This window comes from Pseudomonas sp. TKO26 (assembly GCF_003225665.1).
Classification (GTDB): Bacteria; Pseudomonadota; Gammaproteobacteria; order Pseudomonadales; family Pseudomonadaceae; genus Aquipseudomonas; species Aquipseudomonas saponiphila.
In genome coordinates this window covers 87,215-100,048 of record NZ_QKLN01000004.1, presented here as the reverse complement: position 1 = coordinate 100,048, position 12,834 = coordinate 87,215, and the positions used below count along the sequence as shown (strand labels likewise).

Here is a 12,834-nt window from a genome sequence, read left to right as displayed (position 1 = left end):
GTCAGCCTCCCAGCGTGACGCTGTAGCCGACGCAATACGCCGCCTGCGCCCGGGCCGGGGCAATGTCCTGCCACCCCGGCAACTCGACCCGGGCCACACCGGCCACATGCAACTGCGCATCAATGGCCGAACGGGCCACCTCGATGCCCAGACGCCGGCGCGGGTTGACCCAGGCGGCCAGCTTGCGCTCTGCCTCTGCCAGCGCGGCGTCACTCTCCGGCCCCGGCCCCTTCATGTGCAGCACCGCGTCAATGCGATAAGGCAGCACCTGGGCACTCTGGACCGTGACCCGATCCCCCAGCGGCCGTACGTCCTCATCATTGAGGGCGGCAGCGACTGTCGCCAGCAGCTCGGGAGCGGCCGCGCCGTCGCCTTCTAGGCTCAGCACCGTGACCGTCACACAAGCCGGTGACGGGCTCTCGGCCTCGGCATCCGCCACCAGCGCCGAGGCATTGCGGGCATGCAGGATGTAGCTGTTACGCGGCCCGGCGGTGGTCAGCCCCTCATAGGCCAACTGGACACGCTCTCGCAAAGCGTCGTCAGCTTCCTTGACCTCTACTACCGGCGGCACCGCCTGCGGGTCACCGGGCTGGATCACCAGACGCTGCAAGTTGACGTTGGCCGCCAGGTGATCCAAGTCCGAGCCTTTGGCGTGAGCCAGCAGCAACGCCTTGGCCGCGTCGTTAACCCGGGCCCTCAGTTGCATATCCCCGTAGGCCGATAGTTCCAACTGCTTGGTGACCGGGTCGCTCTCCAGGTCAGCGGTCCAGTTCTCGCCCATGTGCTGGCGAAAGGTTGCCAGCTTGGCTTGGTACAACTCCTCAAAGTCGAGGGCTTCCAGCACCTGCGGCGCCGGCAGTACCGACAAGTCCAGCATGCTCATGCCGTTACCTCCAAAACCGCGTTATTGCCCAAGTACTGACCGACCAGCTCGAAGCTGATCTGGCCACCCACCACCGCTACCACCCGCACCCGCTCCAGCTTCAAGCGCGGCTCCCAGCGCAACAGCGCCCGGGCCACCTCAGCCTGCACCGCGCTTTTCCAGCCACCGGTGACGGGCAAGTCGACGTAGCGGCGCAGGTTGCTGCCGTACTCCGGCCGCATCCGCCGGCTGCCCAGCGGCGTGGTCAGGATGTCCTCGATGGACTGCCGCACATGCTCGATGCCCGACAGCGGCTGGCCGGTGCGGCGATCCATTCCGATCATCGCGTTACCCCTGCTGCTGCAGATCCGGGTGCTTGCTCAGGTACTCCAGCGCGGCGCTGTCGCCAGCGTCAGCGGATACCTGCCCCTGGGCCACGGCCAACTGGCGGCCGTCCGGCAGGATCAGCACCCGGGAGGTATAGAGGTTGTCGCGGAACACTGCAGGGCCAGCGCTGGCTGATGCGTCGGTGAGTTTTTTTGAGGTAGTCATGATTTCTCCGTGTATAAAAATCCCGCGTACAACAGGCTTCCAGCTAAAGCTGCATAGCTTTGAGTAGATCAAACTAACGCGCCGGCACATAGAAACGGCACCAGGAGATGTCAGCACCACTCAAACTATTTGACTAAATTTTGTTAATGCTCAGCACGTGAGCCGTAGGTGATCTATATAGGATCAAAGAGTCTACTTCCTTACGATTTAGACTCAGTTTAAAAAGGCGTCTTAAACTCGCAAAAGGAACGGCTATGATTATAAAAAACGCCATATGCATCAGCTTGTCCTTACTGATGACAGGCTGTATTAACTTCACTTCTCCCGCCCGAAGCTCAAAGCTCCAGGCATCGTCAAGTTACTGGTTTGATTACGACGCATCTCGACGCGGGGCGTTTCTTGTACCAGATGGCACGAAAATCAAAATCTGCGCGGAGCCCCCACCAGATGTTGCACTCAGCTTGGTTTCGAAGCTCGAAGCCGATGTAAAAAAAGACGGTATTGGGGAGGCATCAGGAAAAACCGAGTTCAATACAACAGTCGTAAAACTGGTGGAGCGAACTCAAATGACAATGCTCCTACGCGAGTCTCTTTATCGACTCTGCGAACAGTCCTTGGGACAGGACTTTACGCCCGCCGAAATACTTAAAGCTTATGAAGACACTGTGAAAACGGCAGCTGACATAGCCAAGGCAGATTTGATAAAAGCACAGGAAAGCCTAGTTAAATCCGAGACAGTACAAACCCTTGTTAAGCAAGGAAAAAGCCCCGTAGAAATACAGGAATTCCTCAAGCACAAGTAGGGCATTCGTCTAAACGTAGATTTAAAAAACAGCCATTGTTTCCTTAGTCCATTAACGAGAATTGGCAAGTCAAAAAACAAAATAAACAACCGCCGGAAGTGCTCCGCACTCCGGCGTATCCTTTTAATGCTTATGGTTCGCTGTATTGCCAGTGGTATCAATAATTTTTCCGCCGCCGTTGATATCACCAGCAACACTCAATGCTCCAACGATTTGGACATTTCCTTCAAGGGTGATTTCTCCTGCTAGCAGGATGGTTGAGGCCTTGCCAGCAATCGAGTCGTCAGTCACCACCGCCGAGCTGCCGCCGACCTGAATGGTCACCGTGCCGCTGGGCAGATTGATGCTGTAGCTCTTGGCCTGCCAGTCGTAGACCAGCGAGCCACCATCGTCGAAGCGCCAGACCTCGACGTGGTCGCGATTATCCGGCTGTGCACCAGCGTTGCCGTACAGGCCAGGCACAAACGTACCTTGTGCTGGTTCACCGCTGGGACTGATCAAAGCCCCCTGCTCACCCAGGCTCGGTGCTCGCCAGTGCCGCGCCTTGCCGGCGGCCTGGCTATGCCAGCGGACCCAGGCACTGGTCCATCCGGCACCATCGGAAACCCGCACCACCCCGCCTTCGAGATCCACGCCAACCACGCTGCAGGGGATGATCAGGCCCGCGATCATGCGGTCATGTGCAGCAGCAACGTAGCCGCTCATGGCTGGACCTCGACACGAACACCTGTGGCATCCTCTCCCAGGTTGAGTTCAAGGACACCCGCCGACTGATCCGGCCACGGCCATTCCTCTTTGCCGAGGTATATGCTCTGGGTCCACTCCACGACCCAGACCGCGTACCCATCCAGCTCAGGCCGCGTCCAGTCCTGGGCCGACCGCACAAACTCGGCGGCGGCCACTTCGACGCCCCAGGTCTGCATGCGCAACAGCACCGCAATCTGCGAAGCGACAAAAGCCGCTTGCTGCTGACACTGGAGCAGTTCAGACCCCACGATTACTCGCGCCTCAAAGCGAGCCTCCAGCGCCGTTTCGCCAGTCATTTGATCGCTACCTGGCTCCAGCTCCACCAACTCAATCACCACCGCCGGGATCGCCACACGATCCAACAGATCGGGCATGACCGCGACATAGGCCAAGCCAGGGATGGCATCACGAATGTGTCGCTCTATCGCGATGTACAACTGATCCAGGCTGAAAGGTTCATCAGACACGTTTGCCACCTCGCAGATACTTCTGCAGCTCAAAGTTCAGTTCCTGTTCGAGGATCTCCAGCAGCCTTTCATCAGCACGCTTGACCCATTCATCAAAGATCGGCCGTACGTCATCCAGCGGCACCTTGGCCTTGGCCAGGGGGAAGCGGTTGTCGTTCTCGTTGATGAAGCCTGAGCGCCGCTTTCCCTCCCTTGTTTCGGGGTAGTCGCTCGGGTCGTAGTGCTTGCTGCCAGTCCGAATCCAGATGTCGGCCTGGCTGCCATAGACCTTCTTGAAGAAGGCCCCCTGATAGCGCCGCCCCGCGACCGACACACCCGAGCGATTCTGGCGGGCTCGACCGATCCGGCTCGACTCAATCGGGTTGATACCGAACCAGAGCTTGCCCTGTCCGTTGCTGTTGATGGGGTAAGCCCGCAAACGCTGACGAACCGCCCCGACCGCAATGCGCTCCTTGCTGCTGACTGCCCTGGCGATGTAGGTCCGCAACCAACGCAAGGTCTTGTTGATCGCCCGGCGCTGGGCCGCTGCCGCTGCCTTGGGCACTACGGCCGCAAAGTCCTTGAACGCCTGCATATCGACGGCCGAGGGCTGCAGCGTGATCATGCCTTCGCTGGCCGATTGCCGTGCGTAGCTGCCGATGCTCATGGATTGATCCTCAGAATGAGACTGACCAGGCCATCGCCTCCTGGCTCAATCAGAATCAAGGTATACAGGCCACCTCCATCGTGCGCGGGCAAATCGATGCGCACCTGCTGACGTACCTCTACCCCCTCGGCATCCGATACCCGGATCACCAGATGTGGCTCGCGCAGGCCCGTATTCATCTTGCCGAGCTTGGGTTGCAGCCAAGGCGCCGAGAACATCCCCAGCACCTCGCGCCCTTCGATGGAGGCCGTGTCCCCCAGCGCCTCGAACACCGCTTCGTCCACATCGGCGACCAGCTCGCGAATACCCACGGCTACATCTCCAGCAGGATCTGCGCCAATGGTCGCGTGCACAGGTGCAATGGATTCGACTGCGCTTCGCCGGCCATACCCTTGCCGAACGGCATCGGCTCGATCTTGCTGTAGTACGGCAGGCCCTCGGTGTTGACCGTCTCCATGTAGTCGGCCGGGGCAAACACCGAGATGTACAGATCCGGCACGCCCTCGGGAATCAGCAGCGCCTTGTCGTCATGAACAAAGGAAACCCCAGCAACCTTGCCGCGATAGCGCTCCCAAACGATGCCGCCGAACTCGAAGCTCTCGCGGGCATCCCCCCGCAGTGCTGCAGCCTGCTGGGTGTTGAGGAAGGTTTGCTTGACCTTCTCGTGGACGATCAGCCTGTTCCAGAAGTTCTTGCCACAAAACGCCCGTGCTCCGGTGCTGGTGATACTGCCCAAGGCATCTTCTTGCAGGTCCAGGGCCTCGCCGCATTTGACGCGAATTTCAGTGGCAGGATCGTTGAGCCCCATCGGCATCTTTTTGCGAGTCACCCCAAAGGTCTTGTAGATGTCCAACAGCACCGTCTTGCCGTCCGCATCGAGGATCTGGCCATTCAAGGCACCCATGCGCTGGAATTCGTGGGTGGCGTCCAACTGGCGACGGCACTTGGCCAGGCGTTTGTTAACCACGTCCTGCACCGACTGCAGCTCACTGCGGGTACCGAAAGCGCGGATGCCCTGGATCTCGTCGGCCTTGATGGCAAAGCGTTCCGGCAGGTGCACGGTGTTAAACGGGATCAGGTTGCGCTTGCTACCACCGACTACCAGGCCCGAGGTACCACGCTCGCCCGCAGGGACCAGCGCGAGGGTGTCGCCGTCCTTCTCGATCTGCACCGTCAGGGTGGTAATACCCTGCTCCTGGAACAGGCCCAGGCTGCTGATACGACCCGGGAGATACTCCTGATCGTTGATCGCCGCCGTCAGCGAAGAAACAGAAAACGCGTCGTCGTTGAAAATCTCAATGTCAGCCATGAAGCAATCTCCAGAAAGCAAAAAACCCGCAAAGGCGGGCTCGGTAAACGAGGGTGAATCGTCTTAGCGGACGATCACGAAATGAGTCGCCAGGGCCTTCTCGGCGGCAGGGTCCAGGCCGGTCAGGTGCGCTTCGCTGACCTCGGCCAAACGCACTACAGCGCGGCCACGGCGAACCACATCCGACTCGCCCAAGGGGCCATAGAGGATGGCTTGGGCGTTTTCGCTACCGTCCTCGGCGGTCGGTTTGTAGGGGGCAAACTCACCAGTAGCCACCACCAGGCCGAGGATCTGCCCCGGCTCCAGAGCTGGGCCCGCCGCCACGTTGATGGCTTCGCGGGAAATGGTGCCGGCCCCTTCGGACAGCAGGAATTCACCCGCATACATCGGTTCACGTTGAATGGTCATGGTCTAGCTCCTTTTGCGGATGGGTCTCGTGCGGCCTGGCGAGCGGCCCAGATGGAGGGCTGGTCAATCTGTTTGGCCTGCACTTTGGGTGGTGGATCTGCTTCAAGCGGCAGGCTGTTGTCGATCTCGAAACCCTTGCCGCTGCCCACCAGCTTGTCGAACAGCCGCGCCCTCACAGCGGCAGCATCCAGACCGGCCGCTACATACTCGGCACTGAACTCAGGCAAACGGGCGGCTACGCACAGGTCGTTGATGGCTTTGGCCCGGGTCAAACCCGCCTGGACAACGGCCTCGCTTTCCAGCTGGGTGGATTTCAACAGTGGCTCGATCAGGTTGCTGATACCGGCAGCCGTGCAGCGCTGGGTGACCAGCAGCGCAAGCTGTGCGACATCCAACACCGGAGCCGGCTCTGGCGGATCGGCTGGCACCTGCGGATCTGGCTGCGGCGCTTCATCCAATTGGGCCAGCAGCTCAGCCGGCGCATTGTGAAAGCGTTGCAGCGCCGCGCCCTGGCCCAAGCAAGCTTTGACCGTGACACCGTCGCCCACCTCGTCCGCCAGGCCCAGGGCGACGGCTTCATTCGCCGTCAGCCACGTCTCGGCATCAACGAGGCGCCGTAGCTCCTCCTCATCGATGTCCGGCGCCTTGGCCTTGTAGGCGGCAATAATGGCTTCCATGGTCTGGTCGAGCACCTGGGCCACCTTGCGAAAGTCCTCGGCATCGCCCGAGGCGTAGGTCCAGGGGTTGTGAATCATCAGCATGGCATTGGCCGCGATCACCACCCGGTGAGCGCCGCACACTGCCACGCTGGCAGCACTGGCGGCCAGGGCGTCGATACGGCCGGTGCAGCGCTCCCCCAACCGCGACAGCGCGTTGTGAATGGCTAGGCCGTCGAACAGGTCACCGCCGACGCTGTTAAACGCGGCGATCACCGGAGACGCCCCGTCGTCCAGGGCTCGCAGATCCTGCACAAACTGATTGGCCGTCACGCCCCAGGTGCCAATCTCGCCATACACGAAGACTTCAATGCTGCGCTGTTCGGCTTCGCCGCTGGCCCGCAGGGTGTACCAGGATTGGTCCTTGACCGGCACCAGCTTGCCGGCTTTGTCGTAAACGCGCACCTGCGCTTTCTTGCTCATGGTTGCTCCTTGTCGTCGAGCAACTCGACGCTTTCGAGAGTGGTGTAATTGAGGCCAAGGCCCTGCGCACGTTGCAGATCCGCGGCGTTTTCAGCGTCGACCGTTTCGGCGTCATAGCCGGTGCGCAGCACCATCTCGCTGCGCGAGGCGAAGCCGGCCTGCACTTCCATGCGCCGGGCTTGAACGTCCTGCACTGGCTGGATGTAGGCCCAGCCTTGAGGCACCCAACGAGTGCGAAGGTACTCACGGCGCCGTTGCGTGTAGTCCTCCAGCTGCAACGCGCCCGAGAGCACGGCCATGTCCATCCAGGCCGCCCGAACAGGGCGGCACAACTGGTGCACATAAACGCTGAACTGCAGTTGCTCCAGACGGCGCCGAAACTCGTTGAGCACAACCCGTAGCGCCCGGTCGTTAATCTCGCGCATGTCGCCCGTGAGGATCTCGTAGGGCGTGCCGGTACCTGCTGCGGCGGCCATCAGTTGCTGCCGCATGAAGTCGGGGTAGTTGTTACCCGCGTCCGGCGGCTTGGAAAACTCGACCTCCTCACCTGGCCCCAGCTCCTGCATCGTGCCCGGCTCCAGCGCCACCATCGGCGTGAAGCCATCGCGGTCAGTCGTCAGAGGGTGGCCAGTGACTGGATCTCGCGGTGGCGGACCGGTCTCCGGCGTCGGCCGCGAGATGAAACCGGCGAACAGGTTCGCCACCTCCTGCCGGAACAACACCGCATCGTCGTAGTTGTCGAGGCTGCGCAGGCGCTTGAGCACCGGCGACAAACGCGGAACACCGCGCAGCTGGCCCGGCTCTATCGGTTCGAAGATGTGCAGCACCTGGGACGCTGGCACCCGTACCAGCTGGTTGTAACCGCCGTTCAACGACGAGGAGTCCCCCGGGTGCGAGCGATACATCCAGTACGCCACCCGCTTGCCCATGGCGTTGAACTCGATCCCCGCTCGAATGACATTACCGTCGCGGGTGCTTTCAAACTTGTCATGGGGCACGAACTCCGGCGCCAGCAGTTGCAATTGCAGCGGCACCGCCAAGCCTTCATTCAGACTGCGAGGACGCAGGCGTACAAAGCACTCGCCCGACGTCTCGACCGTTCGAGCCGCCAGGGCCTGCAGGCCATAGAAGTCGGTCAACTCATCGGCGTCCGACTCATCCACCCAGTCCTCCCACAAATTCTGCAGCAGCTCGCGCAGGTCGTGGTCAGCCGTCCGTGGCCTGGGGTTGATCCCGGTTCCGATCAGGTTGCTGACCCGCTTGTCGATCACGTTGAACGCATACGGGTCGTTGCGTACCGCCGCCCGGGAGCGCGAGCGCAGGTTGCGCAAGGCCGGGGTGTTGATGGTGTTGATGCCGTTGTCGGGGGCATCCCAACCTGAGGAACGGCGCCCCTCTCCGGCGCCCTCGTAACTGGCCTTGATATTGGACGGCAGCAAGAAACCGTTACGGGTCAGCGTCGGAAAGTGGCGAGCCATTACAGTCCCTTGCCTCCATGGAAAAGCCGGATCACGCGAGCGCGTGGTCCGGCGGCTGCACTCAGGCTGCCCCGGATCTCCTCGCGGGCCCTGAGCAGTTCATCCACCGTGCGGTACTCCACGGTGCGGTCGCCGTAGCGCACGGTTTTCTCACCGCGAGCGATAGCGCCCTCGATAGCGTCGAGGTGTTTCTGGGTAAAGGACATATCAGCGTCTCTTAAGATAGCCGCTAGTAGACATACGGCGTTGAGGGGGTGGAGCGGCTGGCTGGGGCCTGACCGCCGGGGCGGTCGGTTGAACTACCGGTTCAACGACTGGAGCTGGTTTTGGCTCATCAGAAACAGACTCCACCTGCGCAGGTGCAGCGGTTGCCACTTCATCGAACAGCCCGGACTGGGCCATGGCCTGCCGCACGCGGTCCCAATCAGATTCGAGGTAGCGATTGATGCCCAGGTAATGCGCCATCGCCAGGCAATACACCATCAGGTCGAGCGCCTCGTTGCGGTCGGCCTTGCCCTTGACCCACTCGATGCGCTTGTGGCCTTTGACGTAGCGCGCCACCTTGCTCTCGGCCACACACTGGTCGAAGAACTCATCGGGCAAGTCATTGGCAAAGTGCAAAGCACCCGGCCCGTTCTCGAAGGGATAGCGGTTGTAGATCCAGTCCTTTGCCGTGTCGGTACCGACAAACCACAGCTCAGCACCGTTGCGTTCGGTCTGGCCCTTCCAGGTCACGTCCACCATCGACGGCCGCTGAGCGATCACTGGCCTGCCTGGCTTGCTCGCGCCCTTGATGGCGAAGACGTTGCGCCAACGGCGGAGCCGGCAGAACTGATAAACCTCATCCGTGTGATGGCCGCCCGAGTCGACACCAGCGGCAAGGATCGCCAGACCGACGCCGCAAGGGTGCCGGTAACGCGCCTTGAGTTTTTCATCCAGCACCGCCCAGGTCTGTTCGTTCGCCGGATCGCCCCAGATCACCTGATGGTCGATCACCCAGCGCTCCATGCCGACACCGAAGCCCATCACCATCAGCTCCAGGCGGTTGGCCTGGACGTCAACAGCGGCGGTCAGCATCAGCACACCGGCTGGCATCGACCCGAGGCAGTAGTTCTCAAGGCGTGCCCGGTCCCGCAGCACATGGGCCTTGGTCTGCTCTTGAGCGCTATCCCAAACCTTGGCAAGCCGGGTGTTGTAGAACACCTGCATCGGCTCCAGATCGCCCTTGGCCTGGGCTTTCTTGGCCTTCTCGAACTGCCGCGCCAGCGTGCGCCAGTCCATCCAGCCAGGTGGCGAGTACAAGGCGTTGAGGTGGAAACCTACCGTTTCACCATCGCCCTGGGCATGCGAACGCCACTCACCTTGGGCCAGCATCCACCCCTTGTGATGCTCCTCGATCAGCACGTCACACTCAGGCCCGGCACACTGGTAATGCGCCATGGTGAAGTCCGCCGAGTACAGCAAGCGCTCCCACTCCAACACCTGCCGGTGCCCGCAATGCGGACAGGGCACGTAGTAGTAACGTTGGTCGCTGGACTCGAACAGATCGCTGATCCGCGAGGCCCCCTTGATCGTGGGCGAGCTGGAGAAATAGAACTTGGCATTGCGGCCGAAGGTACTGCCCCGGGTTTCAGCCAGCTCGATAGGGTCGCCCTCCTCGCCGACGTCCACTTCCCAACGGTCCACCTCATCGCCGTACACATAGCGCGCCGACAGCTCAGCCAAGTTGGCGGCAGACCCCGCCGTTGTCACGTACAGCGACCCGCCTTCAAACTCCTTGGTGTCCATGGTGTTGCGTGAATCCCGCGAGCGACTGGACGCCACTCGCTCGCGCAGCACCGGCGTGGCCTTGATCGTCTTGCCGATCCGTGAAGACACCCGCTTGGCCAGGCCCAGGCTGGGCAGCAACGTCAGGATGTTGGACGGCGCCATGTGGATCAAGGCACCGATCCAGTTCAAAGCAATTTGGGTTTTCATCAACTGCGAGGCCACCATGGTCACCACCCGCTTGCAGGGGTGTGCAGGTGATAAGCAGCGCATGGGTTCTCGTGCGTAAGGCGTCCGGTCCGTGCGGTACTTGCCAGGCTCTGCGGCGCCGGTATCACGCGGGATTCGCATGTACTCGTCGGACCATTCGTCTACCCAAAGCTCAGGGTCAGGTTTAAGGCCTCGCGTATACGCAGCATGGTGCACCGCTGCCCCATCTGCGTATGGAAACTGCATAGGTTCAGCTCTGTAAGTGAATGGCCTGCTCAAACTCGGCAGCGGACATGGATGCGGCGTCATCCAATACTCGACGCAATGCGCTCGCGATGATCCGCTCGATTTGCCACGTATCGGAAATAGCCGAAATTTCAGGGGCTAACTGCGCGGGCAACGCTAGCACTTGGTCGCGAATCATCCTGCCAGCAGCAAATGCTGCTTGGTCGACAATGTCCACTTCCACCAGCGCGCCGTTGGCCTTTCGCAAGTTGGTTTCAGTCAGTTCCGCCTGTGCCAGCGCTAGCCGGGCTTTAGCCTGCTGATACCCTGAGTGAACCACCGGGTGGGCAATTCCAGGGGATAGCGAAGGTTGTGCGGTTGGAGCAACAGGGACCGTTTGCCCATTCGTGCTACGCCTGCCCGGTTCGCTGGTCATCGCCAGGAATTGCTCGCTGGCGTCAACATCCACCAGACCATCTTCGGTAAGGATCAGGCGTCCCTGTTGGACCAATTTACCGACGTATTGTCGCGACCAACTCTTACTTTTTGCGTACTCGGTTCGAGTGAGAAATGTCATGTAAACCTCTGTCAACTTGGACTGTAAACCTGTCAACCAATGTCAACCAACGCCGGGAATCCTTCCGCTAACAAAGGTCCGCGGGTTCCCGACCCCGTGCTGCTCAAATAGTCTCAGGGTCCCTGCGGTAGCCACTGAATGATGGCACCTAGACACCCAATGCAATAGCATTGCGACCTCAGATTGACATCTACAACTGCGTTGAACATATACATAAACACTAACAGGTGAACTTTAGATGCCCATAAACATCTCTATAACATGGAAAGTACTTGCATCTATTCTTGGCATAATCGGAACCGTAGGAGCAGCTATAATTTATACAACCTGGGAAATCCGGAAAGATTATATCGAAGACCTAAAAAGCCAAATCTCTGCATATAACCAAGCCGAATCATGGAAGCTTCCTGACACCCTAAAAAAACTGAACTCTGTTAGCGAAAAGCTTCAGTCGCAGCTTTCTGCAAATGAAGAAATAAAAAAACTCAAAATACAAATAACTACGTCTGAGCTTGAGCAAGCAAAAGCAACGATTGCTGCTGCGGAAGCCATTGAAAAATCAGAAAAGCTTTCAAAGACGGTTGATATGCTCAAACAAGAATTACGCAAAGGGCTAAGCAGCTCGATCCAGTTCACCCTAAAGGAAGGTCAAACGGCCGAGCTTGTTAAAAATCGAGTCAGATTTGGGATGTCTAGTATCGGCTCAGGGTATATCGCTGGAAATGTTAATAACGACCGTATAAGCCTATCACTTGCCAACTCATTCCCGATAATAGTTAACGATGAGCCATGCACTATATCGTTAATACAAACCACTAACTACATGACAGCAACTATTTCATTTAGCTGTCCGGATCCTTCATAAAAAAGCAATCGAAAACTGGGCTTGTTCTTATTCCGCTTCCCGGAGGCCTAACCGTTTTACTGCCCAGCTTTCGTACAACCCTATAGCGACATCTGCACCAGCCATCGCGGTGAGGCACCCAATGCTTCCCGCTGCCAAGACCGACATGCCAGAAGCATGCAGCAACATCATAGTGGAAAGCCCACAGACCACGCAGGCCCCAGACCGAAGCAGCAAGCGGCGAACCAAGGACCAACCTCTTACCCCCGCTTTGTCAGCCCGCCATGCCTCTCCGGAAATCCCGCCGACTAAGGACAGCAGGATCACCATCCAAACCGGCATATCAATAAGCGCTTGTTGCTCGTTCGTCATCGCCCGCCCCTTAAACGCAAAAACCCGGCGCAAGGGCCGGGTTTGGTGTGTGGGTGCCTGCCGCTCTCTGCGGTCGCACCTATCGAAGATGGCTACTTTTTACAGGTGGATTCCGGTGGCAGCAACCCTGTTTTAACGCCACCCGGTGAATGTCGGGTGAACGCCTAGGCAATGTCGGCGAATATCTTTATTTCGGCTATCAGCGCCTTTGGTGCTGTCCTGCCTGTCCCACTGATAGTGAGTCAGGCAGGACAGCTACAGCCCACGAAATACAAGGCTCTGCCCTACTGTCCTACCTCTATCTTTCCTTTCTCGCCTGTAAGAAGAAATTGAAAGACACGCGTGCGCGCCCACGGCGCGTAATGTGTGCCCGCTGCGCTCATGTGTGCGCATGACGCGCTGAGAGGTTGGACAGTAGGACAGCCCAG

The 12,834-nt window shown here is 59.5% G+C and carries 17 protein-coding genes; 2 read left to right on the top strand and 15 right to left on the bottom strand.

Annotated features, from left to right (window positions below):
- Position 1 precedes the first annotated feature (1 nt).
- The 3 genes from DNK59_RS07530 to DNK59_RS07520 are packed head-to-tail and all read right to left on the bottom strand — an operon-like array spanning position 2 to position 1,414.
- Positions 2-883: a baseplate J/gp47 family protein gene (locus tag DNK59_RS07530; protein WP_110722788.1), complete on the bottom strand. Its 882-nt coding sequence runs from the start codon at positions 881-883 to the stop codon at positions 2-4.
- Positions 880-1,206, bottom strand: a complete 327-nt coding sequence (locus tag DNK59_RS07525) for a GPW/gp25 family protein (protein ID WP_072444073.1) — start codon at positions 1,204-1,206, stop codon at positions 880-882. Before DNK59_RS07525 ends, DNK59_RS07530 begins: the two co-directional genes overlap by 4 nt.
- Before the next feature lie 4 nt (positions 1,207-1,210).
- Positions 1,211-1,414 (bottom strand): hypothetical protein, encoded by a 204-nt coding sequence (locus tag DNK59_RS07520; protein WP_110722787.1) that lies wholly within the window; start codon positions 1,412-1,414, stop codon positions 1,211-1,213.
- A gap of 254 nt (positions 1,415-1,668) precedes the next feature.
- On the opposite strand from DNK59_RS07520, the gene DNK59_RS07515 reads away from it, so the two are divergent.
- Positions 1,669-2,217, top strand: coding sequence for a hypothetical protein (locus DNK59_RS07515; RefSeq protein WP_110722786.1), 549 nt, complete (start codon positions 1,669-1,671; stop codon positions 2,215-2,217).
- A 123-nt stretch (positions 2,218-2,340) separates the two neighbouring features.
- Here the strand turns inward: DNK59_RS07515 and DNK59_RS07510 are convergent, their stop codons facing one another.
- The 11 genes from DNK59_RS07510 to DNK59_RS07460 form a co-directional block, all read right to left on the bottom strand.
- Positions 2,341-2,922 (bottom strand): phage baseplate assembly protein V, encoded by a 582-nt coding sequence (locus DNK59_RS07510; RefSeq protein WP_110722785.1) that lies wholly within the window; start codon positions 2,920-2,922, stop codon positions 2,341-2,343.
- Entirely contained in the window at positions 2,919-3,431 is a 513-nt protein-coding gene (locus DNK59_RS07505) for a hypothetical protein (RefSeq protein WP_256596309.1), read from the bottom strand. Before DNK59_RS07505 ends, DNK59_RS07510 begins: the two co-directional genes overlap by 4 nt.
- Positions 3,424-4,077, bottom strand: coding sequence for a hypothetical protein (locus DNK59_RS07500; protein ID WP_110722784.1), 654 nt, complete (start codon positions 4,075-4,077; stop codon positions 3,424-3,426). The genes DNK59_RS07505 and DNK59_RS07500 overlap by 8 nt, the downstream gene beginning before the upstream one ends.
- Positions 4,074-4,388, bottom strand: a complete 315-nt coding sequence (locus tag DNK59_RS07495) for a hypothetical protein (protein WP_110722783.1) — start codon at positions 4,386-4,388, stop codon at positions 4,074-4,076. Before DNK59_RS07495 ends, DNK59_RS07500 begins: the two co-directional genes overlap by 4 nt.
- Before the next feature lie 2 nt (positions 4,389-4,390).
- Positions 4,391-5,386, bottom strand: coding sequence for a major capsid protein (locus DNK59_RS07490; RefSeq protein ID WP_110722782.1), 996 nt, complete (start codon positions 5,384-5,386; stop codon positions 4,391-4,393).
- Positions 5,387-5,449: 63 nt separating this feature from the next.
- The gene (locus DNK59_RS07485) at positions 5,450-5,794 is read right to left on the bottom strand and encodes a head decoration protein (protein ID WP_110722781.1); all 345 of its coding nucleotides are present in this window, start codon (positions 5,792-5,794) and stop codon (positions 5,450-5,452) included.
- Entirely contained in the window at positions 5,791-6,933 is a 1,143-nt protein-coding gene (locus DNK59_RS07480) for a head maturation protease, ClpP-related (protein ID WP_110722780.1), read from the bottom strand. Before DNK59_RS07480 ends, DNK59_RS07485 begins: the two co-directional genes overlap by 4 nt.
- Positions 6,930-8,411, bottom strand: coding sequence for a phage portal protein (locus DNK59_RS07475; RefSeq protein WP_110722779.1), 1,482 nt, complete (start codon positions 8,409-8,411; stop codon positions 6,930-6,932). Before DNK59_RS07475 ends, DNK59_RS07480 begins: the two co-directional genes overlap by 4 nt.
- Positions 8,411-8,617, bottom strand: coding sequence for a phage head-tail joining protein (locus DNK59_RS07470; protein ID WP_047287306.1), 207 nt, complete (start codon positions 8,615-8,617; stop codon positions 8,411-8,413). Before DNK59_RS07470 ends, DNK59_RS07475 begins: the two co-directional genes overlap by 1 nt.
- Position 8,618: 1 nt before the next feature.
- Positions 8,619-10,634 carry a phage terminase large subunit family protein gene (locus tag DNK59_RS07465; RefSeq protein WP_110722778.1) on the bottom strand — a complete coding sequence of 672 codons (2,016 nt, stop codon included), beginning with the start codon at positions 10,632-10,634 and terminating at the stop codon, positions 8,619-8,621.
- A gap of 4 nt (positions 10,635-10,638) precedes the next feature.
- Positions 10,639-11,190, bottom strand: coding sequence for a hypothetical protein (locus DNK59_RS07460; protein WP_110722777.1), 552 nt, complete (start codon positions 11,188-11,190; stop codon positions 10,639-10,641).
- 238 nt (positions 11,191-11,428) lie between these two features.
- Between DNK59_RS07460 and DNK59_RS31580 the strand changes: the two genes are divergently transcribed.
- Positions 11,429-12,055, top strand: coding sequence for a hypothetical protein (locus tag DNK59_RS31580; RefSeq protein ID WP_146249888.1), 627 nt, complete (start codon positions 11,429-11,431; stop codon positions 12,053-12,055).
- 27 nt (positions 12,056-12,082) lie between these two features.
- Here DNK59_RS31580 and DNK59_RS07455 read toward each other — a convergent pair whose 3' ends face one another.
- Positions 12,083-12,406 (bottom strand): phage holin family protein, encoded by a 324-nt coding sequence (locus tag DNK59_RS07455; protein WP_110722776.1) that lies wholly within the window; start codon positions 12,404-12,406, stop codon positions 12,083-12,085.
- Between the last annotated feature and the right edge of the window lie 428 nt (positions 12,407-12,834).

What these genes read in the sequence shown, in the direction of transcription:
- DNK59_RS07510 (WP_110722785.1), bottom strand. Translation starts at nt 2,922, where the DNA reads ATGAGCGGCTACGTTGCTGCTGCACATGACCGCATGATCGCGGGCCTG.
- DNK59_RS07470 (WP_047287306.1), bottom strand. Translation starts at nt 8,617, where the DNA reads ATGTCCTTTACCCAGAAACACCTCGACGCTATCGAGGGCGCTATCGCT.
- DNK59_RS07485 (WP_110722781.1), bottom strand. Translation starts at nt 5,794, where the DNA reads ATGACCATTCAACGTGAACCGATGTATGCGGGTGAATTCCTGCTGTCC.
- DNK59_RS07530 (WP_110722788.1), bottom strand. Translation starts at nt 883, where the DNA reads ATGAGCATGCTGGACTTGTCGGTACTGCCGGCGCCGCAGGTGCTGGAA.
- DNK59_RS07465 (WP_110722778.1), bottom strand. Translation starts at nt 10,634, where the DNA reads ATGCAGTTTCCATACGCAGATGGGGCAGCGGTGCACCATGCTGCGTAT.
- DNK59_RS07500 (WP_110722784.1), bottom strand. Translation starts at nt 4,077, where the DNA reads ATGAGCATCGGCAGCTACGCACGGCAATCGGCCAGCGAAGGCATGATC.
- DNK59_RS07480 (WP_110722780.1), bottom strand. Translation starts at nt 6,933, where the DNA reads ATGAGCAAGAAAGCGCAGGTGCGCGTTTACGACAAAGCCGGCAAGCTG.
- DNK59_RS07515 (WP_110722786.1), top strand. Translation starts at nt 1,669, where the DNA reads ATGATTATAAAAAACGCCATATGCATCAGCTTGTCCTTACTGATGACA.
- DNK59_RS07490 (WP_110722782.1), bottom strand. Translation starts at nt 5,386, where the DNA reads ATGGCTGACATTGAGATTTTCAACGACGACGCGTTTTCTGTTTCTTCG.
- DNK59_RS07475 (WP_110722779.1), bottom strand. Translation starts at nt 8,411, where the DNA reads ATGGCTCGCCACTTTCCGACGCTGACCCGTAACGGTTTCTTGCTGCCG.
- DNK59_RS07525 (WP_072444073.1), bottom strand. Translation starts at nt 1,206, where the DNA reads ATGATCGGAATGGATCGCCGCACCGGCCAGCCGCTGTCGGGCATCGAG.
- DNK59_RS31580 (WP_146249888.1), top strand. Translation starts at nt 11,429, where the DNA reads ATGCCCATAAACATCTCTATAACATGGAAAGTACTTGCATCTATTCTT.
- DNK59_RS07520 (WP_110722787.1), bottom strand. Translation starts at nt 1,414, where the DNA reads ATGACTACCTCAAAAAAACTCACCGACGCATCAGCCAGCGCTGGCCCT.
- DNK59_RS07460 (WP_110722777.1), bottom strand. Translation starts at nt 11,190, where the DNA reads ATGACATTTCTCACTCGAACCGAGTACGCAAAAAGTAAGAGTTGGTCG.
- DNK59_RS07455 (WP_110722776.1), bottom strand. Translation starts at nt 12,406, where the DNA reads ATGACGAACGAGCAACAAGCGCTTATTGATATGCCGGTTTGGATGGTG.